The sequence below is a fragment of the Promicromonospora sukumoe genome (assembly GCF_014137995.1).
GTDB classification, from domain to species: domain Bacteria; phylum Actinomycetota; class Actinomycetes; order Actinomycetales; family Cellulomonadaceae; genus Promicromonospora; species Promicromonospora sukumoe.
Genome location: NZ_JACGWV010000001.1, coordinates 913,001 through 938,370 on the forward strand (window position 1 = coordinate 913,001; position 25,370 = coordinate 938,370).

The window sequence follows — 25,370 nt, forward strand, 5'->3', positions numbered from 1 at the left end:
TGTCCCGGCGGATGCCCGACGCCGCGCGGCACACCTGAGCCGGGCGATACTGGGACCCATGACTTCCCCCACCTCGCAGGCTCCCGCGCGCCGTCCCACGGCCGCCGACGGGTTCGTCGTGGTCGACAAGCCGCAGGGCTGGACCAGCCACGACGTCGTCGGCCGGATGCGGCGCCTCGCCGGGACCCGCAAGGTCGGTCACGCCGGCACACTCGACCCGATGGCGACCGGCGTGCTCGTGCTCGGCATCGGCCGGGCGACCAAGCTGCTGACCTACGTGGTGGGCGCCGACAAGGACTACGACGCCACGATCCGGCTCGGCGTCGCCACGACCACGGACGACGCCGAGGGCACGGTCGCGGCCGTGGCCGGCCCGGACGCCGTCGGGCACGTGGAGCGGGCGGCGCTGGACGCCGCGGTCGCCGACCTGACCGGCGACATCCTGCAGGTCCCCACGTCCGTGTCCGCGATCAAGGTGGACGGCAAGCGCGCCTACGCGCGCGTCCGGGCGGGCGAGGAGGTCGCGCTCAAGGCGCGGCCCGTCACCGTCTCCCGGTTCGAGGTCCTGGACGTCCGGGCGACGACGGCGGTCGTGCCCGACGGCGACCTGGGCGACACCTACGTCGAGGCCCCGGACGATGCTCTGGACGCCGCGGACGCCGCGGACGCCGCGGACGCCGCGGACGCCGCGGCCCCGCACGACGGCGACCGTGCCCGGCCGGGCGTCGCCCCGACCGCCGCGGACCCGGGCGACGGTCCCACCCGCGAGGTGCCCGTCGTCGACGTCGACGTGCGCGTCACCGTGTCGTCGGGCACCTACGTGCGCGCCCTGGCGCGCGACCTTGGCACCGCGCTGGGCACCGGCGGGCACCTGACCGCGCTGCGGCGCACCCGGGTGGGCGGCTACGCGCTGGCCGGCGCCCGCACGCTGGAGGAGCTGGAGGCGCAGGCGGACGCCGACGGCACCCTCGCCACGCTCCCGCTGGCCGACGCGGCCCGCGGCACGTTCCCGGTGCGCGAGCTCGACGAGGCCGAGGTGCGCGCGCTCGGCTACGGCCAGTGGGTCGAGCCGACGGGCCGCGCCGACGTCGTGGCGGCGCTCTCGCCGTCGGGCACGCTCGTGGCGCTGCTGGAGGACACGAAGCGCCGCGGTGAGGCCCTCGCCAAGCCCGTCCTGGTGCTCGCGCCCGCGCCCTGACCGGGCGGGCCTGCGCCAGGTGCGCGGGCGGGCCCGGTCAGGGCGCGGGTCAGGCCGGCGCGGTGAGCACCGGTGCGCGCCGGGCGCGGCCGGTGGTGCGGGCGTGGCCCACGACGGACAGCAGCACCCCGGCCCCCGCCCAGAGCCCGAGCGCCAGCCAGGCCGCCGACGCGTCGGCGTCGGGGAAGTACGAGACGTCGCGCAGCAGGGTCGCGCTGGCGCCCGGCGGCAGCCACTGACCGATCTCGCCCCAGTGCCAGGGCAGGAACTCGGCCGGCATCGCCGCGCCCGAGATCGGGTTGCCGACCAGCATCATGAGCACCGGGCCGAGCGCGATGCCCGGCCTGCCGAGCACCGCGACGAAGCCGGTGATGGGCGCGGCGATCGCGGCGATCGAGAGGGCGAGCGTGGCGCCGTCGAGCAGCCAGCCGCCCTGGACGGTGCCGAACCAGAACTGCAGGATGCCCACGAGGATCGCGCCGCCGACCACCGAGTACACGGTCACGGCGAGCACCCGCCGCAGGGCCCCGGTGACGGCGAGCGAGATGCCGATGCCGCCGATCATGCCGCCCAGGAGGATCGGGAACATCGCGGCGGTCAGGCCCGAGCCGCGCGGGTCGTCGTCGGACAGCGGGACCACGTCCGTGACGGTCACCTGGGGGACCTCGGGCAGTGCGGGGGCCTCTGCCAGGCCCTGCTCCGGCGCCTGCGGCTGCTCGCCGCGTGCGGCGGCCTCGAGTGCCTGCCGGACGGCGGCCTCCGCGGCCTGCGCCGCCTGCTCCTGGGCCGAGGCCAGGGCCGCCGCCGTCGCGGCATCGGCCTGCTCCTGGATGCCTCGCTGCAGCTGCGCGGCGATCTGCGTCATGAGCTGGTGCGTGGCCGAGCTCGCCGCGGACGCGGTGAGCACCTCGGGTGCTTCGCCCGCCGCCGGGTCACCCAGCACGAGGCCGCCGTAGACCTCGCGGTGCTCGACGGCCTCGACGGCGGCGGCCCGGTCGTCGGCCACGATCAGCTCGACCGCTCCGGGCTGGGCCTCGTCGAGGTTCTCGCGGACGGTGCGGACGGCGTCGTCGGACCCGACGACGGCGACGGGCAGGTCGCGTGGCTCGGCCGTGACCGAGGGCCACGAGAACGCGAGCACGAACACGGTGAGTACGAGGGTGAGTGCCAGCGCGACGCCGATGACCCGGCCTGCCGGGGTGTGGGGCGCTGGTGCGTCGTAGGACAAGGGATGCTCCGAATCTAAAAAAACGAACGCTCGTTCTTTATGGCTCACGATGCTCCGCGACCGTATGCTTGTCAATCTCCTGGGCGTCCCCCAGGTCCCGACGACGGAGGTGCCGGTGCCGAAGATCAGTGACGCGCGTCGGGACGCTCGCCGTGCCGAGATCCTGGAGGCGGCCCGGCGCGCGTTCGCCGCCAAGGGCTACCAGCACACGTCGATGGCCGAGGTGATCGCGGAGGCCGGGCTGTCGACGGGGGCCGTCTACGGATACTTCGAGGGCAAGCGCGAGCTGTTCGCGGCTGTGGCGAGGACCACCCTGAGCCGCCGGAGCGCGGATCTCGAGGAGGCCGCGGCGGACGGCGACCCGCCGGCCCCTGCCGAAGTGCTGGAGATCGTGCTCCGGGGTGTGCTGTCCGAGGGCTTCGAGCTCCCGCTCCTGCTCCAGCTCTGGGGCGAGGCGACCGTGGACCCCGAGATGCGCGGCGTGGTGAACATGGGTTTCAAGGAGCTCAGGAACGCCTTCCGCGCGGCTCTGACCCGCTGGTTCGAGGCCCGTCCGGAGCATGCACCCGACGGCGCCGAGGCGGCCGCGGAGGGCCTGCTCCCGGTCCTCATGGGGATCGGTCAGGGCTACATCTTCCAGTCGGCCATGTTCGACGAGTTCGACTCCCGGGCCTACCTGGACGCGGCGCGCCGGATCCTCCCGCGCTGAACGCGGATCGCCGCCGCCGTCGCGGGCCGGGCGCACGACCGCCGAAACACGCCGTAGGCTTTTGGCGACCGGTGCGGGGCGCGGCACGAGCGGCTCCCGCACCCGCGCCACCCGATTCATGAGGAGCAACCCGCGTGCAGCTGTGGACGGACCTGGAACAGGTTCCCCCGGGATTCGGGCCATCAGTGGTGACGATCGGCAACTTCGACGGCGTCCACCGCGGCCACCAGGCGGTGCTCGACCGCATCCTCCGGCTTGCCCGGGGCGATTCGGCCAGCGCCGTCGCCGTGACGTTCCACCCGCATCCCGCGGCGGTGCACCGGCCTGAGCTGGCGCCCGAGCTGATCACGGGCCTGGAAGACCGCCTCGCGCTCATGGAGCGCACCGGCCTCGACGCGACCCTGCTGGTCAACTACACGCTCGACTTCGCGGCGCAGACGCCCGAGGAGTTCGTGTCGCGCTACCTCGTCGACGGCCTGCGTGCGCGCACCGTGGTCGTGGGGCACGACGTGCGCTTCGGCAAGCAGAACGCCGGCACGCTCGCCACGATGGTCGAGCTCGGCGGGCAGCACGGCTTCGAGGTCGTCGCGATCGAGGACGTCGGCGACTCGGCGGGCGAGGGCGACGGGCACCAGCGCTGGTCCTCCACGGCGGTGCGAGCGCTGCTCGCGGAGGGCGACGTCGACCAGGCCGCCGACGTGCTCGGCCGCCCGCACCTCGTGCGCGGCACCGTGGTGCACGGCGACGCCCGGGGCCGCGAGATGGGCTTCCCGACCGCCAACCTCGGCGACATCACCGGCCTGGTCCCGGCCGACGGCGTCTACGCGGGCTGGCTGCGCCGCGGCACCGCCGCGACCTGCGCGAACCTCGCCGGGCCCGAGCGCGACCGGCTGGCCGCCTCCGGCGCCGGCCTGGGCCAGGAGGAGATCCTGCCCGCCGCGATCTCGGTGGGCACCAACCCGACGTTCGACGGCGTCGAGCGCCGCGTCGAGGCCTACGTGCTCGACCGCACCGACCTGGACCTGTACGACCAGACGGTCGCGCTGGAGTTCGTCGCGCACCTGCGCCCGACGCTCCGCTTCGACGGCATGGAGCCGCTCATCGCCCAGATGAACGACGACGTGGCGCGGGCCCGCAAGATCCTGCGGCCGTAGGGCGGGCGCACGGCTCGTAAACTAAGATTCAATCTTAGTAAGATTGGATCTTAGTTTACGGAGGCGGTCATGGAGTTTCGCGGACGCGACTCGGACCTGCGCCGGCTCGCCGGCCTGCTGGACGGTGTCGAGGCAGGAACGGGAACCACCCGAGGCAAGGCGCTGATCATGACCGGCCGACGGCGTGTCGGTAAGTCGCGTCTGGCGCAGGAGTTCTGCGATCGCAGCGGGCGTGACTACCTCGTGTTCCAGGCCACGCGCGGACGCAACGCGATGGCCGAGCGGCGAGATTTTCTCGCCACGCTCACCCAGTCGAGCCTGCGTGCGCCGGAGATCTTCGCGCACCTGAGCCCGCCGGACTGGAAGGGTACGCTCCGTGCGCTCGCCGAGTTCCTGCCGGTCGACCGGCCGACCGTCGTCGTCCTCGATGAGGTTTCCTGGCTGGTCGAGCAGGACCCGGAGTTCGAAGGGGCGCTCCAGACGGTCTGGGACCAGTACCTGTCGCAGAAGCCCGTGCTGCTGCTCCTCATCGGGAGTGACCTGTCGGTCATGGAGGCCTTGCAGACCTACGGGAGGCCGTTCTTCGGGCGCGCGACCAAGATCGACATCGCGCCGCTGAACGTGGCGGACGTCCAGGCCATGGCCGGTCTGAGCGCCGCAGACGCGATCGACGCGCACCTGATCACCGGCGGGTTCCCCGAGATCGTCCAGACCTGGGCACCGGGCCAGTCGCGGGTCGAGTTCCTCCGCGGTGCGCTGGGCGACCCGCTCTCGCCGCTTCTCGTCGCCGGTGAGCTCTCGCTGCTCGGCGAGTTCCCGGAGTCCTCGCGCAGCAGGGCGATCCTGGAGGCCGTGGGCGACGGCGAGCGGACGTTCTCGGCCATCGCCGCGGCAGCCGGAAACTCGGGCTCTCTGCCGGCGGGCACGTTGAACCCCCTCCTCAAGACGTTGGAGGCCAAGCGGATCGTCGAGACGGACCTCCCGCTCTCGACGTCGTCGGACACGAAGAACAAGCGGTACCGCCTCGGGGACCCCTACCTGCGGTTCTGGCTCGCCTTCTTGCGCCGCGCCATCCCGTTCGTCGAGCGCGGCCGCGGGGACGTGGCGCTCGACCGCATCGAGCGGTCGTGGAGCACCTGGCGTGGCAGGGCGGTGGAGCCGCTCGTCCGGGAGTCGCTGATGCGGGTCCTGCTCGGTTCCCGGTGGTCGGACGTCGAGGCGGTCGGCGGGTGGTGGAACCGGCAGAACAACCCAGAGGTGGACCTGGTCGGGGCCGACCGTGCCCCGACAGCCCGACGCGTCGCGTTCATCGGCTCCGTGAAGTGGTACGAGGCCGACACGTTCGGGCGGCACGAGCTCGACGACCTCGCTCGCGCACGTGGTGTCGTGCCCGGTACCGACGAGGACACGCCCCTGGTGGCCGTGGCCCGGAGCGGTTTCGACGCCGGTCTTCCGCTGGCGGAGCACTGGGGGCCGGAAGAGATCGTCGCGGCCTGGCGATGATGTCCGGCGGAGGGAGATCTTTCCGGGACTCGCGCGTTGAGACGGGCATGACGCACCTCGAGCTGTCCGACCTGGTGGTCGGGTACGGCGGCAACGCCGTCTGCGCACCCGTGAACCTCACGCTGGGGGCCGGCGACATCGTCGCCGTGATCGGCGCCAACGGCACCGGCAAGTCCACCTTGCTGCGCACCGTGCTCGGGCTGCAGGAGCCGCTGTCCGGCAGGGCGAGCGCCTTCGGCTGGCCCGTGGACGAGCGGGAGCGGCGCTTCCGCGCCCGCGTCGCGGGCGTGCTGGACGACGACGCGTTCTTCCCCGGCGTGACCGTTCGCGAGCACCTGGTGCTCACCGCGCGCGGCCACGGCGTGCCGGACGCCGGCGCCGTCACCGACCGGGTGCTCGACCACGTCGGCATCACGGGGCACGGCGGCGCCATGCCGCACACCCTGTCGTCGGGGCAGCGCCGCCGGTTCCTGCTGGCGAGCGCCCTGGTGCGGCCGCGCGACCTGCTCGTGCTCGACGAGCCGGAGCAGCGCCTCGACACCGCGATGCGCGCCCGCCTCGGGGAGACGCTGCGCGCCGAGGCGGACGTCGGCACGGCCGTCCTGTTCGCCACGCACGACGACCGGCTCCTGGCCGCGAGCGGCGCGAGCGCGGTGCTCCTGTCCGACGAGGACGCCGTCCTGCTGGAGCCGGCCGAGGCACCGGGCGTCCTGGCGGGCTTCCGGTGACGGGCGAGGTGCCCACGACGGCGCCGCTCCCACGCCTGGCCGGCGTCGACGAGGAGCGGCTCACCGGCGCCGAGCTGCGCCGGCTGACCGCCCGGGTGCGGGCGCACAACCTGCCGCCCCAGCCCGGCCGGGTGGCGCTGGACGTCGCCGAGGTCGTGATCTCGCTCGCCCTGGTCGTGCTGTACCTGTGGGGCTTCGGCGGGCCCGTCCGGGAGCTGCTCGGGTCCGACGCGACCGCGGCGGGACTCGGCCCCGGCCTGATCCAGGCCCTGGTGCTCGCGCTCGGGGTCGTCGCGGGCGCGTCGGTCGCCCTGCGGCTCGGGCCCGCCGGCCTGCCCGCGGCGGGCGTGCGCTGGTGGGTCCCCACCCCGGCCGACCGGGCGGGGCTCGCCTCGCCGTCGGTGGTCCGTGCGCTGCTCGCCGGGGTCGGCGCGGGCCTGGTCGTCGGCGGGGCGCCCGCTGCCCTGACCGGCGTCGGCCTCGCGGGGATCGCCGCGGACGCGGCGCTCGGCGGCGCGCTGGGCCTCGCCGTCGTCGCGGTCTCGGGTGCGCTGCAGGTCTCCGGCGCGGCGTCGGGCCGCGCTCCGGGGCGGGTGCTCGACGGACTCCTCGCTGCCGTGCCGGTGACCGGGCTCGGCCTGGCGCTGTGGGGTCCGGCGTGGGGCGCGTGGGCGGCGCCGTGGGCCGTGTCCGGCGTGCTGGCCATCGTCGGCGCCGTCGCGCTCGTGGCCTGGGTACGCGGCCTGGACCGGCTCCGGGCCGGCGACCTGCGCGCCCGCGCGTCGGCGGCCCTGCAGGCCTCCGCCGCGCTCCTGTCGCTCGACGGCGGCGGCGTGAGCCGTGCCCTGGGCACCGGCCCGACGGCGTCGCGCGCCTTCAAGTGGGTGCCACGGGCCGCGCGCGGGCCGGTGGGCGCGCTGCTCGCGGCGGACGCCGTCCTGCTGCTGCGCTCGCCGACCGCGCTGGCGGCCCTGCTCGCGCTGGCGTCCGCGGGGGCCGTGGCCGTGCAGGTGCCCGCGCTCGCCGACGGGATCGGGCTCTGGGCTGTCCTCGCCGTCGTGGGGTACGCGGCCGCGCTCGCCGGGGCGGGCGGGGCGCGGGCGGCGGGGGAGAACCCGCGCCTGGACTCCCTGCTGCCGCTGGGCGCGCGGACCACCCGCGGCGTCCGTGCGGCCTGGCCGGTGCTCTCCGCGGGCGTCGTGCTGCTGCTCGTCGCCATGGTGAGCGGGGGCGGGGCGTGGCTCGCGGTGGGCGCGCCCGCCGCCGTCGTGCTCGGGGCCGCCGCCGTCCGCGCCGCCTACCGCGGCCCGGTGCGCTGGGACGTGCCCATGATCGCCACCCCGGCGGGAGCGTTTCCCACGGGGCTCGTACTGCACCACCTCAAGGGGCCGGACCTGGCGCTGCTCGGCACCGTCCCGCTCGCGTGGGCGGTGGTCGCGGGCGTGACGCCGGCGCTCGTCGTCGCGCAGGTGGTGGCCGCGGTCGTGGCGGTGTACCGGGCCGCGCGCTGACGGTTCACCCCGTGGCGTGTACGTGGTTGTGAACCGCGTCACTCCGTCTCTGGTGGAGGACCTTCCCCCCAGCGAAGGAGAGACCGATGGTCCAGACCACCCAGGCGCCCCTGCAGGGCGACCCGAACCACTCCCCGCACGAGGCCGTCGACCTGGCGCAGACGCCGGCCGGCCGCACGGTCCGGCGGATCGGGCACGGGGGCGTGTTCGTCCCCGCCGACCCGGACGCGCCGCAGGCCCCGCAGGACAGCACGGCCACGCTCATGCCCCGCACGGAGGCGGCGGTCCGGCGCGACCTGCGCGAGCACCGGTTCGACGCGACGACGTCGTTCGACTACCTGATGCGCGACCTTGCCCGCGAGTTCCCGGACGCCCACCTGCCCGTGGGCGACCAGGTGGAGGCGATCAAGGACGCCCTCCTGCGGCTGGGCGCCGGCATGATCGAGGCGCCCGCCGGTGCGCCCGCGACGCCGCCCGAACCGCCGCGCGACTCGACGATCCCCAGCATCTACACCTACTGGGGCCAGTTCATCGACCACGACATCACGCTCAACACCAACGGCCCGGACGACGACAGCGGGCCCCGCGGCGACCAGGCGCTCGGCGACATCGTGAACGACCCGTTCCGGGCGTTCGAGCCGGACGTGGTGCGGCGCGGCCTGCACAACGGGCGCAACCCGCTGCTCGACCTGGACAGCCTGTACGGGTCGGGGCCGCGGTTCCCGGGCGAGAAGGACCGCGGGACCACCCGCAGCGAGGCGGCGTACGTGCCGGACTCGGCCAAGCTGCGGCTCGGCCGGATCAGCACCGAGCCGTTCGGGCCGTTCTCGCTCGTGGCGCCCGGCGACGACCCGCAGCGCGACCTGCCGCGCAGCACCGAGCCGGGCAGCGAGCGCATGCCACTCATCCCGGACAGCCGCAACGACGAGAACCTGATCGTCGCCCAGTTCCACGTGGCGATGATCAGGTTCCACAACGCCGTCGTGGACTGGGTGGCGCGGCACGAGCCGTGGTTCGCGGTGACGCAGCGCGAGCTGTTCGACCGGGCGCAGGAGCTGGTGCGGTTCCACTACCAGTGGCTGGTCGTCAACGACTACCTGCGCACCCTGACCAAGGCCGGGGTGCTGGACTCGGTGCTGGCCACCGGACCCACGCTGTTCCGGCCCGCGCGCCGGGTGTCGATGCCGCTGGAGTTCGCGGTGGCGGCGTTCCGGTTCGGGCACTCGATGGTGCGCGGCGCCTACGACTTCAACGTCAACTTCACCGGGAACGGCCCGGGCGGCGTCGCGTCGCTCGACCTGCTGTTCCGGTTCACGGGCAATGGCGGGCTGTCGCCCAACCCGGCGAACCCCTCGCCGGTGCTCCCGTCGAACTGGCCGGTCGAGTGGCCCCGGCTGACCGACAAGGGCGACCCGCTGGCGTTCCGCATGGCCCGCAAGATCGACCCGTTCCTGGCCGACGGCCTGGGGCACCTGCTGAACGAGGGCAACTCGGCCACCGACCCGATCAGGGCGCTGCTCAAGCAGCTCGCGCAGCGCAACCTGCTGCGCGGGTACATGCTGGCGCTTCCCACGGGCGAGGCGGTGGCCGCCGACCTGCGGGCCCACCCGCTCACGCCCGCCCAGCTCCGGCAGAACGCGTCGCCCGAGGTCGTGGCGGCGCTCGACGCCCTCGACGGCACGCCGCTCTGGTACTACGTGCTCAAGGAGGCCGAGGTCCAGGGCAACGGCAACTTCCTGGGCGAGGTGGGCAGCCGCATCCTCGCGGAGACGTTCGTCTACCTGCTGCGGCTCGACCCCGAGTCCTTCATGCGGCGGCCCGGCGGCGACTGGACGCCGGCGTACGGGGTCCGGTTCGACGACGGCCGGCTGATCACCACGATCTCGGACCTGCTGGCGTTCGGGGGAGTGTTCCCGATCGGCCAGGACGAGGCGGGCCAGCCGCTCTTCCGCCGCAACGGCGACGCCTACGCGGGCCACGACGGCGCGTGACCGTGCTGCCGCGCTGACGGCTCCGTTTGAGTGGTCGGTAGTTTGTCAGGTGGTCGGCACCCCGGGGTGCCGACCACCTGACAAACTACCGACCACTCACATTTCCAGGCAGCCAGGGAGACGACGGCGGGACATGACCGAGTGGCATCCGAAGATGACCCGCGAGCTCTTGCCCGGCCGTTCCGTCCACGACCGGTACGGCACTCTCCGGAAGCTGGATCGCATCGGAGTCCCCGGGCTGCTGGTGTGCATCGGCCTGTGCTGCGGCGGTATGGCTCTCTCGCAGCTCGACGGCGTCACGTACGGCCCGTGGGTCTGGTGGGTCGCTGGGATCGTCGGGTTCCCGGCGTGGCTCGCGGCAGGGGTCTGGATCGTCGGAGGGCGCCTGGTCGTCGGCTCCATGGGAGAACGACGCGAGGCCGAACGCGCTGCCGGTTACACGACATCCCTCTACGCACCCAACTTCATGATCAGACCGCCAGAGATCGACCACGTCGACGGTGAGTCGGGCCGGATCGTCCGCCTCGCCACGGAGCCGTGGCTCACAGAGCCGGAGTACGAGGCCCGCATCCGGGCGATCCGCGAAGCCGCGGGCCACGACGGCGCGTGACACCGCACGTGTCAGACGTACAGGTCACCCCGGTGACCTGTACGTCTGACACGTGGTGGAGGTCTCCGGGTCCCAGTCGGGCAGGGGCGTCAAGCACTGGTAATGTGGTACCGCCGTCAGAACGGCCGCGGATCCAGAGCGCCCCGGTGAATGAGTCCCGGAGCACCGCGCAACAACACCGAAGGAGAGCCATGCCGCTCGACACTGCCACCAAGCAGCAGATCATTTCCGAGTACGGAACCAAGCCGGGCGACTCGGGTTCGCCGGAGGTGCAGATCGCGCTCCTCACGCAGCGCATCAAGGACCTCACCGAGCACCTGAAGGAGCACAAGCACGACCACCACAGCCGTCGTGGTCTGCTGCTCCTCGTGGGTCAGCGCCGTCGTCTCCAGGGTTACCTCAAGGGGATCGACATCGAGCGCTACCGCGCCCTGGTCGACAAGCTCGGCCTGCGTCGCTGATCATGCTTCCCACCAGCCCGGCCCCCGTCGCGGGGGCCGGGCTGGTCTGGTGAGATGCTGTAGTACGACAAGTGAACAGCGCCGCCCGTGACCTCGTCCGGTCCTCGGTAGTGGCTTCCCGAGTCTCTTCCGCTCCACGCGAGCGGCGGCTCGGTGGGCCTCGATCGATGACCGTCGGGCACGGGGGCGTTCCAGAGAGAACACCGAAGAGAAGGAGGGCACCCGTGGAGGGTCCCGAGATCCAGTTCGCCGAGGCCGTGATCGACAACGGTCGCTTCGGCACCCGTACCGTCCGGTTCGAGACCGGACGCCTCGCCAAGCAGGCCGCCGGCGCAGTCGCCGCGTACCTCGACGGCGAGACCATGCTGCTGTCGACCACCGCGGCCGGCAAGCACCCCAAGGACCAGTTCGACTTCTTCCCGCTGACGGTGGACGTCGAGGAGCGGATGTACGCCGCAGGGCGCATCCCCGGCTCGTTCTTCCGTCGCGAGGGTCGCCCGTCGACCGACGCGATCCTGACCTGCCGCCTGACGGACCGCCCGCTGCGCCCCCTGTTCGTCAAGGGCCTGCGCAACGAGGTCCAGATCGTCCTGACGGTCATGGCGCTGCACCCCGACGACGCGTACGACACGCTGGCGATCAACGCCGCCTCGGCGTCGACGCAGATCTCCGGCCTGCCGTTCGACGGCCCGGTCGGCGCCGTCCGCATCGCGCTGGTCGACGGCCAGTGGGTCGCGTTCCCCAAGTACTCCGACAAGGAGCGCGCCGTCTTCGACATGGTCGTCGCCGGCCGTGTCGTGGGTGACGACGTCGCGATCGCCATGATCGAGGCCGAGGCCACCGACAACGCGTGGACCCTCATCAAGAACGAGGGCGTCGCCGCTCCGAACGAGACGGTCGTCGCCGAGGGCATCGAGGCGGCCAAGCCGTTCATCAAGGCCCTGTGCGACGCGCAGGCCCAGCTCGCCGCGCAGTCCGCCAAGGAGACGCAGGAGTTCAAGCTCTTCCCGGACTACCAGGACGACGCCTACGCCGCCGTCGAGGCCGCCGTCTCGGGCTCGACCCGCGACGCGCTGACCATCGCCGACAAGCAGCAGCGCGAGAACACGCTGGACGACATCAAGGCCGGCGTGCACGAGCAGCTCGACGCCCAGTTCGAGGGTCGCGAGAAGGAGCTGTCGGCGGCGTTCCGCTCGCTGCAGAAGCACCTCGTGCGCCAGCGCGTGCTCACCGAGGGCGTCCGCATCGACGGCCGTGGCCTCGCGGACATCCGCACCCTCTCGGCCGAGGTCGAGGTGCTGCCCCGCGTGCACGGTTCCGCGATCTTCGAGCGCGGCGAGACCCAGATCCTGGGTGTCACCACACTGAACATGCTCCGCATGGAGCAGCAGATCGACTCGCTCGGTCCGGAGACGCGCAAGCGCTACATGCACAACTACAACTTCCCGCCGTACTCGACCGGTGAGACGGGCCGCGTGGGCAGCCCGAAGCGCCGCGAGATCGGTCACGGTGCGCTCGCCGAGCGTGCCCTGGTCCCGGTCCTGCCGAGCCGCGAGGAGTTCCCCTACGCGATCCGCCAGGTGTCCGAGGCTCTCGGCTCCAACGGCTCGACCTCCATGGGCTCCGTGTGCGCGAGCACGCTGTCCCTGCTGAACGCCGGTGTGCCGCTGCGCGCGCCGGTCGCCGGCATCGCGATGGGCCTCGTGTCCGACACCGTGGACGGCGAGACCCGCTACGCCGCGATGACGGACATCCTGGGCGCCGAGGACGCGTTCGGCGACATGGACTTCAAGGTCGCCGGTACCAAGGAGTTCGTCACGGCCATCCAGCTCGACACCAAGCTCGACGGCATCCCCGCCTCGGTGCTCGGTGCGGCGCTGGGCCAGGCCCGCGACGCCCGCCTGACCATCCTCGAGGTGCTCGACGAGGCGATCGACACGCCCGACGAGATGTCCCCGAACGCCCCGCGCGTCATCACGGTGAAGGTCCCCGTCGACAAGATCGGCGAGGTCATCGGCCCGAAGGGCAAGATGATCAACCAGATCCAGGAGGAGACGGGCGCGGACATCTCCATCGAGGACGACGGCACCGTCTACATCGGTGCCACCGACGGCCCCTCGGCCGAGGCCGCCCGCGCGGCGATCAACGCGATCGCCAACCCGCACGTCCCCGAGGTGGGCGAGCGGTTCGTCGGAACCGTCGTCAAGACGACGTCGTTCGGCGCCTTCATCTCGCTCTCCCCGGGCAAGGACGGTCTGCTGCACATCAGCCAGATCCGCAAGCTCGTGGGCGGCAAGCGCGTCGAGAACGTCGACGACGTGCTGTCGATCGGCCAGAAGGTCCAGGTCGAGATCGGCGAGATCGACCCGCGCGGCAAGCTCTCGCTGGTCGCCGTCACCGACGAGGAGGAGTCGGCCACGTCCGACGCCGCCGAGCCGGCCGCCGAGGCCCCCGCATCCGCGGACGCCTGACATGACGTGGCACCTGCCGCTCGTCCCCTCGGGCGAGCCCGGTGCCGAGCTGACCGCCGGGCAGGACGGTGCGACGATCCGTCGCTCCGTCCTGCCCGGCGGTGTCCGTGTGCTCACCGAGAACATGCCGGGCCAGCTCTCGGCCACGGTGGGCGCATGGATCGGCGTCGGCTCGCGGGACGAGACCGACGGCCACTTCGGCTCGACGCACTTCCTGGAGCACCTGCTCTTCAAGGGCACCGCACGGCGCTCCGCGATGGACATCGCCGAGGCGTTCGACGCCGTCGGCGGTGAGGCCAACGCGGCCACCGGCAAGGAGCACACCTGCTACTACGCGCGCGTGCTCGACACCGACCTGCCCATGGCGGTCGACGTCATCGCCGACATGGTCACGTCCGCGCGGCTGGACGCCGACGAGCTCGAGACCGAGCGCGGCGTCATCCTCGAAGAGCTCGCGATGAACGACGACGACCCGACCGACGTCGTGCACGAGCAGTTCTCCGCCGTCGTCCTGGGCGACCACGCGCTGGGCCGCCCCATCGGCGGCACGCCGGAGACCATCAACGCCGTCCCGCGCGACGCCGTCTGGGACCACTACCGCTGGAACTACCGGCCGGAGACTCTGGTCGTGACCGCGGCCGGCGGCATCGACCACGACAAGCTCGTGCAGCAGGTGACCCAGGCGCTGACCGACGGCGGCTGGGACCTCGACGCCGCGACCGCGCCGCGGGACCGCCGGCCCTCCACCGAGGACCGGGCCGGCGTGCCGGAGGCCGGGGCCGAACTGACCGTGAAGCGGCCCGTCGAGCAGGCCAACATCATCGTGGGCTCCACGGGCATCTCGGCCACGGACGACCGGCGCTTCGCGCTGTCCGTGCTGAACGCCGTGCTCGGCGGCGGCATGTCGTCGCGCCTGTTCCAGGAGATCCGCGAGAAGCGGGGCCTGGCGTACTCGACGTACTCGTTCGCGTCCGCCCACGGCGGCCTCGGCACGTTCGGGCTGTACGCGGGCTGTGCCTCCGCCAAGGCGGACCAGGTGACCGAGCTGCTCGTCGAGGAGCTCGAGAAGCTCGCGCACGACGGCATCACGGAGGCCGAGCTGAAGCGGTCCGTGGGGCAGCTCTCCGGCGGCACCGTGCTCGGGCTGGAGGACTCCGGCTCGCGAATGAGCCGCCTCGGCAGGGCCGAGCTCGTGTACGGCGACCTGCTGTCGCTGGCCGAGTCGCTGGAGCGTATCCAGGCGGTCACGGCCGCCGACGTGCAGGAGCTGGCGCAGGACCTGGCGGCGCGTCCGCGCTCGGTGGTCCGCGTGGGCCCGTTCGACAACTGAACCGCAGCGCTGAGTGCGGGATATTCGTCCTTCCGGAGGCCCCGGAAGGGCGAATATCCCGCACTCAACGAGGAACTAGGGTGTAGATCGTGAGTGACATCAAGGTGGCCGTGCTCGGGGCGACCGGGCGCATGGGCACACAGGCCTGCGCGGCGGTCGAGGCGGCCGAGGGCCTGACACTGGTCGCCCGTCTCGGGCGCGGCGACACCGTCTCCGCCGACACCCTCGCGGGGGCCGACGTCGTCGTGGACTTCACCGTCCCGGCCGTCACCGAGGCCAACGTGCACGCGGTGCTCGACGCCGGGGCCCACGCCGTGGTCGGCACCACCGGCTGGGACGACGCCTCCCGCGCGCGGGTCTCGGCGCACCTCGCCGAGCTGTCGCCCGGGGGCCTGAGCACGAGCGCGCTCGGCGTGCTCATCGCGCCGAACTTCGGCCTCTCGGCCGTGCTCGCCATGACGTTCGCCGCGAAGGCGGCGCGCTACTTCGAGTCCGCCGAGGTCGTCGAGCTGCACCACCCGAACAAGGTGGACGCGCCGTCGGGCACCGCCCGGCACACCGCCGCCGCCATCGCGCGGGCGCGCGCCGAGGCCGGCCGCGGGCCGTCGCCCGACGCCACCGAGACGGGCTGGGAGGCCCGCGGCGCCGACGTCGACGGCGTGCGAGTGCACGCCGTGCGGCTGCGGGGGCTCGTGGCGCACGAGGAGATCCTCTTCGGCAACGAGGGGGAGCAGCTCGTCATCCGGCAGGACTCGTTCGACCGGGCCTCGTTCATGCCGGGCGTGCTGCTCGCGATCCGCTCCGTGGTCTCGCGCCCCGGGCTGACCGTGGGCCTCGAGAACGTGCTGGACCTGTCGTGAGCGGGTCCGGTACGGAGCAGGAGTCCGGGCCGGAGCGCTCGGGCGAGCCGACGCCGAGCCCGTCGTCCACCCCGGCGCCGCCGCGTCGTAAGTTCCCCCGGGGACTGGCCGGGGCCGTCGCGGTGACCGTGCTGCTGGTGCTGTACGTGGTGCAGATCGCGGGACGCGGTGCCTCGATGATCGGCACCGGCGAGCCGGTCCTGATCGCCATCGGCCTGGGCGTGCTGATCATCCCGCTGCTGGTCATCGGCCTGATCGCCCGCGAGTACTGGCTGGCGGCCACCGTGCAGCGCATGGCGGACACGCTGTTCGCCGAGGGCAACCTCCCCGTGGACGACCTGCCGCGCTCGCCCGGCGGGCGCATCGACCGCGCGGCCGCCGACGAGGCGTTCGAGCCGCACCGGGCCGCCGTCGAGGCCGCGCCCGAGGACTGGCGGGCCTGGTACCACCTAGCCTTCGCCTACGACGCGTCGGGCGACCGGCGCCGCGCCCGGGAGGCGCTGCGACGCGCTGCCAAGTTCTTCCGCCCGGCGCGGCTCACCCGGTCCTCCTGAGCACGCGCCCCTGCTGAGGGGCGCGCCCGGCCTCAGGAACGGGCGCGCCCGACCTCAGGCCGGCTCGGCCGCCCCGACGGTCTCCGCGTCCGGGTGCGTCGGCACCCACCGCACCGTGACCAGCACGAACCCGATCACGAGCAGCACCGACGTGAGCATGAACGGGTAGGTGCGGTCCATCCCGGACAGCCAGCCGGAGATCCAGCCGAACGGCGCCGCAGCGAGCATGATGCAGGTGCGCTGGATCGCCATCACGCGCGAGCGCTCCGCCTGGTCCACGTGCAGCGCCACCAGGGATTCCGCCAGCATGAACAGCATCCCGGCGCCGAAGCTGTCCAGCAGCAGGCACACGCCGAGGAACGCGTACGTCGACCACGTCGCGGCGCCGTCGGGCGCGGGGATCGCGACCAGGGTGACCTGCCCGGCGAGGTAGACCCCGAAGCCCCACAGGGTGGGTCGCCGCAGGTCGACGGCGGTGGTCAGCAGCGGGATCAGCGTGAAGAAGAAGATCGCCGAGAGCACCGACCGGATCATCGGGAAGAAGGGCAGCAGCGCGTCCGGCACGTTCAGGTGCTGGCTGATGACAACCTGCCAGAACGTGCCGTTGACGAGTGTGACCGCCGCCGTCAGCGCGGCCACCGCAAGCGCCAGGAGCGACCCGCGCGAGCGCAGCAGCAGCCCGAGCACCCCGCGGTACCCGGCCAGGAGCCGCCACACGCTCTGCCCGCGGGTGGCGGCCATCCGGACGTGGCCCTGGCGCGTCTCCCGCGACCACAGGTAGAGCCAGATGATCTTCGCGACCATCACGACGGCGGCGTTGATGTAGAGGATGCGGACCGCGGGCTCCAGCCCGAGCTGCGCGACCAGCAGGGCGGCAAGCGGCGCGAACAGCGCCGAGCAGTCGGCCGCGACCTTGACCAGGGAGTAGATCCGCGTGATCTGGCCGCGCTCGGCGTCCTCGACCATGAGGCAGTCCCACGAGTTCTGCGTCACCTGCATGGCGCCGTTGACCAGCGACGCCGCGAGGAAGAACCAGAAGTTCTCCGCGAACGCCCACAGCAGGCACGGGATCACCCAGGCGATCACGTCGAACCACGCCGTCGTGGCCCGCCGGCCGAGCCGGTCGGTGATGATGCCGCCGGCCAGCCCGAAGCCGACCTGGGAGATCATGGCGATCGTCGCCAGCAGCCCGATCTGCTCGTCGTGCAGGCCCAGGGCCAGCATGAACACCGACGCGTAGGGCAGCACGAGGGCCATGGACAGCCCCCACAGGGGCTCGGTCCACACGCATGCGCGAGGGTTGCCGCGGAGCTCGACGAAGGTCCGCCAGAGCGGGTTGGTGGTGCGGGTCACGGCGCTAGTGAAGCACCTCCGCGACCCTGGTCGTGCCACGGTCTCGTGCTAGACGGCGCGTTCCATGCAGACCAGTCCGTCGCGTTCGTCCCACGGGTCGACGACGGCGAAGCCCAGCCGCCCGTACAGCGCCAGCGCCCCGGTGCGCCACTCCCAGACGGAGAGCGCGACGGTGCGGGCACCGGCTTCGACCGCGTGCTCCAGGGCCGCGCCGACCAGGCGCGAGGCCACGCCGTGGCCGCGCAGCTCGGGGACGGTCCAGAGCCGCTTGAGCTCGGCGCGCCCGTCGGCCGGGGCGGTCACCACGAGGCAGCCGACGGCGGCGTCACCATGCCGGGCGACCAGCACGACGTCGTCGGCGAACGCGGCTCGGGGGTCCTCGATCTCCGCCCTGTAGCGGGCGGGCAGGGCCGCCGGGTCGCTGACGGGTACGCCCTTCTCCGCCTCCGTCCGCAGGTGGTACGCGGTCAGCAGGGCGACCAGGCCGGCGCCGGGGGAGTCTGGCTCGAACCGATGGACGGCGACGGCGTTCAATCAGTGAGACTCGTCCAGCAGTACATCCCGTGTCGCTCGTCCGCCGCCCGGACGGCGAGCGCACCGAGCGACAGCAGCGCCGTGACGAGGGCCTGCGGGGGGACGGCGGGCGTCGTCGTGCCCGACCACTCGCGGGCGGCCTGGGCCAGGCGGGTGGGGCCGGCGGAGGCGAGCTCGTCCACGAGGGTCTGGGCGACCGTCACGATCCAGGGCCCCTCGTCGCCGCCGCTCCCGACGAGCGCACCGTGCCGCGGGTGCGCCGTCACCTCGGCGTACGGGCGGCCGGAGAGCACACCGGCCAGCCCGCCGAGCATCACGAACGGGTCCACGGCCGGTACCGCGACCGAGTCGAACCGTGGCTGGTCGGTGCGCAGGTCGGGCTCGGACGGCCCGCCGGGCGCGTGGAGCGCCGTAGCGGCCACCTCGTCGGTGGCGGCTACGAAGTACTCCGTGCGAATGCCCATGCCGCCGATGGTCGCAAGGTCGTGTCACGGGACTGTCACACGGGCGTGAAACCTGGGGTTCGCCTGCCGAACACCGGGGCTGCCGAGACGGCGCCGAGGCGCCGGGCCGACGTCAGATCTGCGCGGACCAGCGGTGCTCGACGACCTCGCGCACGCCTGTCGCGAGGGTGCGGCTGCGGCCGTCCTCGCCGAGGCCGCTGGCGGCGAGGAACTGCGCGCGCGCCGTGTCGTCCACCAGGGCCCAGGTCGTCACGGTCTCCGCGCCGTCGGAGCGCAGGCGGTCGACGGCGGCGGCGAGCAGGCGCGAGCCGTGACCGCCGCGCTGGGACCCGGGCAGCACCTCGAGCGACAACACCTGGCCGGGCGAGACGGCGGCGAAGCCGACGACCTTCGGCCCGTCGAGGGCCACCAGCACGCCGAATCCGGGACCGGGCGGAGACGTGATCGCCGAGGCCCAGCGCTCGCGCATCGCGGGCACGTCGAGCGCCTCGATGACCCCCTCGCCCAGCACCCCGGTCGCCTGCCAGGACGCGACCTGCACGTCGGTCACCGCCGCCTCGTCGCCGGCGACGGCGGGGCGGACGGACACGTCGGCGGTCTCGCGAAACAGGGCCATCACAGCACCCTAGCGCCACGCGGCGTCCCGCCGTCGTCCGCCCGTGATCCCCAGGTCGAGCCGGGGCGTCAGCCCCAGCCCAGGGCGCGGAGGCCCGCGGCCGTGGCCGCCGCCAGGACGACGACCAGGATGAACGGGGCGCGCAGGGCCAGCGCCAGGGCCGCGACCGCCAGGGCCGGAACCCGGGCGTCGACGACGAGCGCGCGGCCGTCGGCGAAGCCCTGGACCACGACGAGCGAGACGAGCAGCGCCACCGTGACGAGCGTCGTGACGCGGGAGACGCGCTCGGACGCGAGCCACGAGCGCGGGACGAGGTGCCCGCCGAGCTTGAGCGCGAAGCAGGCCAGCGAGGCGACCAGCACGGTGGTCCAGAGGGCGGCGGTGGTCATCGGGCGGGCTCCCGGTCGGACTCGTTCTCAGGACTGTCGGCGGACGCCTCGTCGATCGGCACGTCCTCGGCGAAGGGGTCGCCGGGAGTCGTCGGCGCGACCAGCCCGACGACGATCGCGACGGCCGCCGCCGCGAGCACCGGGATGCCCGGCGGCACGAACGGGATCAGCACCGCGGTGGCGACGACGGCGAGCGCCGCCACGACCTGCGCGCGGCGCGGCGCGAGCCGGGGCCAGACCAGGGCGAGGAACGCGGCGGCGGCCGCGGCGTCGAGGCCCCAGGCGCGCGGGTCGCCGAGCGCGTCGCCGGCGAGCGCCCCGAGCAGCACGAACGCGTTCCAGAGCACGTACACGCCGATGCCCGTGACCCAGAACCCGATCCGGGACGTGGCGTGGTCGGGCTGGGCGACGGCGACCGCCGTCGACTCGTCGATGGTGACCTGCGCCGCCGCGACCCGGCGCCAGCCGCGCACCTGGAGCAGCGGCGAGACCACCGCGCCGTACAGGGTGTTGCGCAGGCCGAGCAGGGTGGCGGTGGCGACCGCGGCGACGGGCGTGCCCGCGGCGCCGATGACGCCGATGAGCGCGAACTGCGAGCCGCCGGAGAACATGAGCAGGCTCAGGGCCATGGTCGGGCCGAGGCCGACGCCGGCCGCGACCGACAGGGCGCCGAACGAGATGCCGTACAGACCGGTCGCCACGGAGACGCTCACGCCCTGGCGGACGGCGGCCCGGGCCGCCGGTTCGGTGGGGAGGACCTTCACGCTGTGAGGCTACGTGGTCGCCCGACCTGTCCGGTCCGGCGCCCGCGGGCCGGACGCCGGCTACATCGCCACGTACACCGTCTCCTGGTACTCCTCCATGCCCGCCTCGGCGCCCTCGCGGCCCAGGCCGGAGGCCTTGACACCGCCGAAGGGCGCGCTCGCGTCGGACACCAGGCCGCGGTTGATGCCGATCATCCCGGCCTCGATCTCGTCCATCGCGCGCTGGGCCCGCGCGAGCGACGTCGTGTACGCGTACGAGGCCAGGCCGAAGGGGGTGCCGTTGGCGAGCTCGATCGCCTCGTCGTCGGACCCGAAGGCCACGATCGGGGCGACCGGGCCGAAGATCTCCTCGGTGACGACGCGCGCGTCGGCGCTCACGCCGGTGAGCACCGTCGGCTCGAAGAAGTGTCCCGGGCCGTCGAGGCGCGAGCCGCCGGTGAGCACCTGGGCGCCGTGCGCGGCGGCGTCGTCCACCAGGTCCGTGACCTTCTCGACGGCGGCCTCGTTGATGAGCGGGCCCACCTGGGCGCCGGGCTGCGTGCCCGGGGCGGTGACCATGGCGCCCACCGCGGCGGAGAACTTCTCGGCGAAGGGGCGCGCGACGGCGTCGTGCACCAGGAAGCGGTTGGCCGCGACGCAGGACTGGCCGGAGTTGCGCAGCTTCGCGACCAGGGCGCCCTGCACGGCGGCGTCCAGGTCGGCGTCCTCGAACACGATGAACGGCGCGTTGCCGCCCAGCTCCATCGAGCTGCGCAGCACGTTCTTCGAGGCCTGCGTCAGCAGGATCTGGCCCACGCGGGTCGACCCGGTGAACGAGACCTTGCGCAGCCGCGGGTCGTCGAACAGCGGCTCGGTGACCGGGCCCGCCTGCGTGCTCGGGACCACGTTGACGATGCCCGTGGGCAGGCCCCGGCCCGCGGCCTCGGAGCGGATGATCTCCGCGACCAGGAGCGTGGTCATCGGGGTGAGCTCGGAGGGCTTGACCACCACGGTGCAGCCGGCCGCGAGCGCGGGGGCGATCTTGCGGGTCGCCATGGCGATGGGGAAGTTCCAGGGCGTGATCAGCAGGGAGGGCCCCACGGGGCGGCGGCTCACGTACTGCTTGTTCCCGCCCGACGGCGCCGTGCGCACCAGGCCGTCGGCGCGCACGGCCTGCTCGGCGAACCAGCGCAGGAACTCGGCGCCGTAGACCACCTCGGCGCGCGCCTCGGCCAGGGGCTTGCCGGCCTCGGCGGTGATGAGGGCGGCGATGTCGTCGGCGCGGGAGATGAGGCGGACGAACACGGCGCGCAGCAGCTCCGAGCGTTCGCGGGGCGGCACGGCGCGCCAGGCGGGGGCCGCCGCGTGGGCGGCGTCGAGGGCCCGGACGGCGTCGGCGGGCGTGGCGTCGGAGACGTCGAAGATGGGCTCGGCGGTGGCCGGGTCGGTGACCTCGAACGTCGCGCGGCCGGACGCGGGGCCCCAGTGGCCGTCGATGAGCAGGCCGGTGGGCAGGTGCGCCACGAGGGTGGGGGAGAGCGTCGTCGCCGTCATATTCCGAGTATCCACGTCGGCGCAAGCGCGTCGGAAGCCCGCCATGGGACCGGGTCTCGGACCGGGTAGGGTCTGGCGCACGCCAACGAGACGGGGGATCACCGATGACCGCGACGGCCGACCTGTACGACGAGCACGGCGAGGCGCTGGCCTCCCTGCCCCTGCAGCTGCGCGACTTCGGCGGCGTCCGGGCCTTCTCCGGCCCCGTGCGCACCATCCGGTGCCACGAGGACAACGGGCTGGTCAAGGCCGTGACGCAGACCCCGGGCGAGGGCGCGGTCCTGGTGGTCGACGGCGGCGGCTCGCTCCGCAGCGCCCTGATGGGCGACCTCATCGCGGCCGCGGCGGTCGAGAACGGCTGGGCGGGCGCGATCATCCACGGCGCGATCCGGGACTCGGTGGCGGTCGGCGGGCTGGCGCTCGGGGTCAAGGCACTGGGCACCAACCCGCGCAAGTCGTCCAAGACGGGCGCCGGTGTGGTGGACGAACCGGTCGAGATCGGTGGCGTCATCTTCCGACCGGGCGCCACGGTCTACGCGGACGAGGACGGCGTGCTGGTCGAGCGGTGAACCGGCGGGGCGGGAGCCCGGTCACGGGGCGGAAAACGGTACGGTAGGGCCATGGTTCTTCCCACTGATCCCGCGCGCCCGTTCGGCGCGGTCCTGACTGCCATGGTCACCCCGATGACGCCCGACGGCGCCGTGGACCTGAAGGCAGCGGTAAAGCTGGCGAAGAAGCTCGTGGACGACGGCAACGACGGCATCGTCCTGTCCGGCACGACCGGCGAGTCGCCGGTCACGCACACCCCCGAGAAGGAAGAGCTCGTCGCCGCCGTCGTGGAGGCCGTGGGCGACCGCGCCGCCGTCGTGGCGGGCGCCGGCTCGAACGACACCGTGCACGCGATCCGCATGGCCGAGCAGGCCGCGGAGTCCGGCGCGGACGGCCTGCTCGTCGTCTCCCCGTACTACTCCCGGCCCAGCCAGGAAGGGCTGTTCCAGCACTTCGTGGCCGTCGCCGACGCGACCGACCTGCCCGTGATGCTGTACGACGTGCCCGGCCGCACCGTGGTGCGCATCGCCCCGGACACCTTCCGGCGTCTGGCCCAGCACCCCCGCATCGTCGCGAACAAGGACGCCACCGGCGACGTCTACGCGGCGAGCAAGCTGATCGGCGAGACCGGCCTGGCCTGGTACTCCGGCGACGACGGGCTGCTGCTCCCGTTCCTCAGCGTCGGCGGTGCGGGTATCGTGTCCGTGTCGGCCCACGTGGTCGGCGCACACTTCGCGGAGACGGTCCGCCGGTTCGACGCCGGCGACCTCGCCGGTGCGATCGAGGTCTTCCGCACGACGACCGGCGTCATCGACGCGCTGAACGGCGCGGGCGCGCAGGCCGTGATGGCCAAGGCCGCGGTCGAGCTGCTCGGCGTCACGGACAACCGCTTCCTGCGTCTGCCCAACGTCGCCGCGACGGACGACGAGGTCGCCGCCCTGCGCGCGGTGCTGGCCCAGGCCGGCCTGCTGCGCGACGGCGACGCACACCAGCCCGAGGTGAACGAGCTCGCTCAGGCGAGCTCCGCCGGGCACTAATACTTTCTGTTGGAACGAGGCCTTGGAGGCCACGTGAGTCATCCTCACCCCGAACTGTCCCTGCCCCCCGCACTGCCCGACGGCGGACTGCGTGTGGTCGCCCTCGGCGGCCTGGGCGAGGTGGGACGCAACATGGCGGTCCTGGAGCATGCCGGACGGCTGCTGATCATCGACTGCGGCGTGTTGTTCCCCGAGGACAACCAGCCCGGCGTGGACCTGATCCTGCCGGACTTCGACTACATCAAGGACCGTCTCGACGACATCGAGGCGATCGTGCTGACGCACGGGCACGAGGACCACATCGGTGCCGTCCCGTACCTGCTGCGCCTGCGCAAGGACATCCCGCTGGTGGGATCGCGCCTGACGCTCGCCTTCATCGAGGCGAAGCTCAAGGAGCACCGCATCAAGCCCTACACCCTCGAGGTGAAGGAAGGGCAGCAGGAGAAGCTCGGCGTCTTCGACTGCGAGTTCGTCGCGGTCAACCACTCCATCCCGGACGCGCTCGCCGTGGCGGTCACCACCGCCGCCGGCACCGTGCTGCACACCGGTGACTTCAAGATGGACCAGCTGCCGCTCGACGGCCGCATCACCGACCTGCGCGCCTTCGCCCGACTCGGCGAGAAGGGTGTCGACCTGTTCATGGTCGACTCCACCAACGCCGAGGTGCCGGGCTTCGTGACGCCCGAGGCCGAGATCGGCCCCGTGCTGGACAACGTGTTCGCCCACGCGGATAAGCGCATCATCGTCGCGTCGTTCTCCTCCCACGTGCACCGCGTGCAGCAGGTGCTGCGCGCCGCGCACGCCCACGGCCGCCGCGTCGCCCTCGTGGGGCGCTCCATGGTGCGCAACATGGGCATCGCCGCCGACCTCGGCTACCTCGACGTGCCCCCGGGCGTGCTCATCGACCTGAAGAAGGCCGACTCGCTGCCGGACGACCAGATCGTCTACATGTCCACCGGCTCCCAGGGCGAGCCGATGGCGGCCCTGTCGCGCATGGCCAACGGCGACCACAAGGTGCAGGTCGAGTACGGCGACACCGTGATCCTCGCGTCGTCGCTCATCCCGGGCAACGAGAACGCCGTCTTCCGCATCATCAACGGGCTCACCCGCCTCGGCGCGCGCGTCGTGCACGGCGGCAACGCCAAGGTGCACGTCTCCGGGCACGCCTCGGCCGGCGAGCTCATGTACTGCTACAACATCCTCAAGCCCAAGAACGTCATGCCGGTGCACGGCGAGGTCCGGCACCTCGTCGCCAACGGGGCGCTCGCGGTCCGGACCGGCGTGCCGGCCGACCGCGTCGTGCTCGCCGAGGACGGCGTCGTCGTCGACCTGGTGGACGGCAAGGCTTCCGTCGTCGGCGCCGTGCCCTGCGGGTACGTGTACGTCGACGGCTCGTCCGTCGGTGAGATCACCGAGGCCGAGCTGAAGGACCGCGTCATCCTCGGCGAGGAGGGCTTCGTGTCCGTCTTCGCCGTGATCGACACCGCGACGGGTAAGGTGCTCGCACCCCCGCAGGTGCTGGCGCGGGGTATGGCCGAGGATGCCTCGGTGTTCGACAAGGTGATGCCGGAGGTCACCGCGGCGCTGGAGAACGCGATCGCGGGCGGGGCCACGGACACTCACCAGCTGCAGCAGATCATGCGTCGCACGATCGGGCGTTACGTCGCGACGCGGTTGCGCCGCAAGCCGATGATCGTCCCGGTCGTCGTCGAGGCGTGATCGCGGCCCGGCCGGCCCTCTGGCCGGCCGGGTAGGCAGCACTCCCCGGGCGGGGTGACGCTGAGGTAGCACTGCTACCTCAGCGTCACCCCGCCCGGTTTCTT

At 73.1% G+C, this 25,370-nt stretch carries 24 protein-coding genes; 16 read left to right on the forward strand and 8 right to left on the reverse strand.

The annotated features are described in order from the left end of the window. The first annotated feature begins 58 nt into the window (after nt 1–58). On the forward strand, nt 59–1,198 hold the full coding sequence (gene truB, locus FHX71_RS04065) for a tRNA pseudouridine(55) synthase TruB (protein WP_182614535.1): 1,140 nt from the start codon (nt 59–61) through the stop codon (nt 1,196–1,198). A 49-nt stretch (nt 1,199–1,247) separates the two neighbouring features. Here the strand turns inward: truB and FHX71_RS04070 are convergent, their stop codons facing one another. Further along, complete coding sequence (locus FHX71_RS04070; RefSeq protein ID WP_182614536.1) at nt 1,248–2,426, reverse strand: hypothetical protein; 1,179 nt, start codon at nt 2,424–2,426, stop codon at nt 1,248–1,250. Between the two features lie 64 nt (nt 2,427–2,490). Between FHX71_RS04070 and FHX71_RS04075 the strand changes: the two genes are divergently transcribed. The 12 genes from FHX71_RS04075 (at nt 2,491) to FHX71_RS04130 (ending at nt 16,308) form a co-directional block, all read left to right on the forward strand. Further along, on the forward strand, nt 2,491–3,135 hold the full coding sequence (locus FHX71_RS04075; protein WP_182614537.1) for a TetR/AcrR family transcriptional regulator: 645 nt from the start codon (nt 2,491–2,493) through the stop codon (nt 3,133–3,135). A gap of 134 nt (nt 3,136–3,269) precedes the next feature. Continuing rightward, on the forward strand, nt 3,270–4,289 hold the full coding sequence (locus FHX71_RS04080; RefSeq protein ID WP_182614538.1) for a bifunctional riboflavin kinase/FAD synthetase: 1,020 nt from the start codon (nt 3,270–3,272) through the stop codon (nt 4,287–4,289). A gap of 69 nt (nt 4,290–4,358) precedes the next feature. Further along, nucleotides 4,359–5,792 (forward strand): ATP-binding protein, encoded by a 1,434-nt coding sequence (locus FHX71_RS04085; RefSeq protein WP_182614539.1) that lies wholly within the window; start codon nt 4,359–4,361, stop codon nt 5,790–5,792. 47 nt (nt 5,793–5,839) lie between these two features. Beyond that, a complete protein-coding gene (locus tag FHX71_RS04090; RefSeq protein WP_182614540.1) occupies nt 5,840–6,520 on the forward strand; it encodes an ABC transporter ATP-binding protein in 681 nt (226 codons plus the stop codon). Further along, nucleotides 6,517–8,031, forward strand: a complete 1,515-nt coding sequence (locus tag FHX71_RS04095; protein ID WP_182614541.1) for a DUF6297 family protein — start codon at nt 6,517–6,519, stop codon at nt 8,029–8,031. Before FHX71_RS04090 ends, FHX71_RS04095 begins: the two co-directional genes overlap by 4 nt. A gap of 86 nt (nt 8,032–8,117) precedes the next feature. Beyond that, the gene (locus FHX71_RS04100) at nt 8,118–10,022 is read left to right on the forward strand and encodes a peroxidase family protein (RefSeq protein ID WP_182614542.1); all 1,905 of its coding nucleotides are present in this window, start codon (nt 8,118–8,120) and stop codon (nt 10,020–10,022) included. 133 nt (nt 10,023–10,155) lie between these two features. Then, nucleotides 10,156–10,632, forward strand: coding sequence for a hypothetical protein (locus tag FHX71_RS04105; RefSeq protein WP_182614543.1), 477 nt, complete (start codon nt 10,156–10,158; stop codon nt 10,630–10,632). Between the two features lie 191 nt (nt 10,633–10,823). Continuing rightward, complete coding sequence (gene rpsO / locus FHX71_RS04110) at nt 10,824–11,093, forward strand: 30S ribosomal protein S15 (protein ID WP_020016810.1); 270 nt, start codon at nt 10,824–10,826, stop codon at nt 11,091–11,093. Nucleotides 11,094–11,317: 224 nt separating this feature from the next. Further along, nucleotides 11,318–13,564, forward strand: a complete 2,247-nt coding sequence (locus tag FHX71_RS04115) for a polyribonucleotide nucleotidyltransferase (RefSeq protein ID WP_182614544.1) — start codon at nt 11,318–11,320, stop codon at nt 13,562–13,564. A gap of 1 nt (nt 13,565) precedes the next feature. After that, nucleotides 13,566–14,894, forward strand: coding sequence for a M16 family metallopeptidase (locus FHX71_RS04120; RefSeq protein ID WP_182614545.1), 1,329 nt, complete (start codon nt 13,566–13,568; stop codon nt 14,892–14,894). Nucleotides 14,895–14,983: 89 nt separating this feature from the next. Beyond that, entirely contained in the window at nt 14,984–15,754 is a 771-nt protein-coding gene (gene dapB, locus FHX71_RS04125; RefSeq protein ID WP_182614546.1) for a 4-hydroxy-tetrahydrodipicolinate reductase, read from the forward strand. A 104-nt stretch (nt 15,755–15,858) separates the two neighbouring features. After that, a complete protein-coding gene (locus FHX71_RS04130; RefSeq protein ID WP_182618461.1) occupies nt 15,859–16,308 on the forward strand; it encodes a hypothetical protein in 450 nt (149 codons plus the stop codon). A gap of 54 nt (nt 16,309–16,362) precedes the next feature. Here the strand turns inward: FHX71_RS04130 and FHX71_RS04135 are convergent, their stop codons facing one another. The 7 genes from FHX71_RS04135 to FHX71_RS04165 all read right to left on the reverse strand — a co-directional run bounded on the left by FHX71_RS04135 (nt 16,363) and on the right by FHX71_RS04165 (nt 21,961). Beyond that, nucleotides 16,363–17,661, reverse strand: coding sequence for an MFS transporter (locus FHX71_RS04135; RefSeq protein WP_182614547.1), 1,299 nt, complete (start codon nt 17,659–17,661; stop codon nt 16,363–16,365). A gap of 48 nt (nt 17,662–17,709) precedes the next feature. After that, nucleotides 17,710–18,195, reverse strand: coding sequence for a GNAT family N-acetyltransferase (locus FHX71_RS04140; protein WP_182614548.1), 486 nt, complete (start codon nt 18,193–18,195; stop codon nt 17,710–17,712). Beyond that, entirely contained in the window at nt 18,192–18,659 is a 468-nt protein-coding gene (locus tag FHX71_RS04145; RefSeq protein ID WP_182614549.1) for a hypothetical protein, read from the reverse strand. The genes FHX71_RS04140 and FHX71_RS04145 overlap by 4 nt, the downstream gene beginning before the upstream one ends. Before the next feature lie 112 nt (nt 18,660–18,771). Beyond that, nucleotides 18,772–19,275 (reverse strand): GNAT family N-acetyltransferase, encoded by a 504-nt coding sequence (locus tag FHX71_RS04150; protein WP_182614550.1) that lies wholly within the window; start codon nt 19,273–19,275, stop codon nt 18,772–18,774. A gap of 68 nt (nt 19,276–19,343) precedes the next feature. After that, nucleotides 19,344–19,664: an AzlD domain-containing protein gene (locus FHX71_RS04155; protein ID WP_182614551.1), complete on the reverse strand. Its 321-nt coding sequence runs from the start codon at nt 19,662–19,664 to the stop codon at nt 19,344–19,346. Then, nucleotides 19,661–20,428 (reverse strand): AzlC family ABC transporter permease, encoded by a 768-nt coding sequence (locus FHX71_RS04160; RefSeq protein ID WP_182614552.1) that lies wholly within the window; start codon nt 20,426–20,428, stop codon nt 19,661–19,663. The genes FHX71_RS04155 and FHX71_RS04160 overlap by 4 nt, the downstream gene beginning before the upstream one ends. Before the next feature lie 60 nt (nt 20,429–20,488). Beyond that, entirely contained in the window at nt 20,489–21,961 is a 1,473-nt protein-coding gene (locus FHX71_RS04165) for an NAD-dependent succinate-semialdehyde dehydrogenase (protein ID WP_182614553.1), read from the reverse strand. 104 nt (nt 21,962–22,065) lie between these two features. Here FHX71_RS04165 and rraA point away from each other — a divergent pair, with 104 nt between their 5' ends. The 3 genes from rraA to FHX71_RS04180 are packed head-to-tail and all read left to right on the forward strand — an operon-like array spanning nt 22,066 to nt 25,266. After that, complete coding sequence (gene rraA, locus FHX71_RS04170; RefSeq protein ID WP_182614554.1) at nt 22,066–22,530, forward strand: ribonuclease E activity regulator RraA; 465 nt, start codon at nt 22,066–22,068, stop codon at nt 22,528–22,530. A gap of 51 nt (nt 22,531–22,581) precedes the next feature. After that, entirely contained in the window at nt 22,582–23,547 is a 966-nt protein-coding gene (gene dapA, locus FHX71_RS04175; RefSeq protein ID WP_182614555.1) for a 4-hydroxy-tetrahydrodipicolinate synthase, read from the forward strand. A gap of 33 nt (nt 23,548–23,580) precedes the next feature. Then, on the forward strand, nt 23,581–25,266 hold the full coding sequence (locus FHX71_RS04180; RefSeq protein ID WP_182614556.1) for a ribonuclease J: 1,686 nt from the start codon (nt 23,581–23,583) through the stop codon (nt 25,264–25,266). The last annotated feature ends 104 nt before the right edge of the window (nt 25,267–25,370 follow it).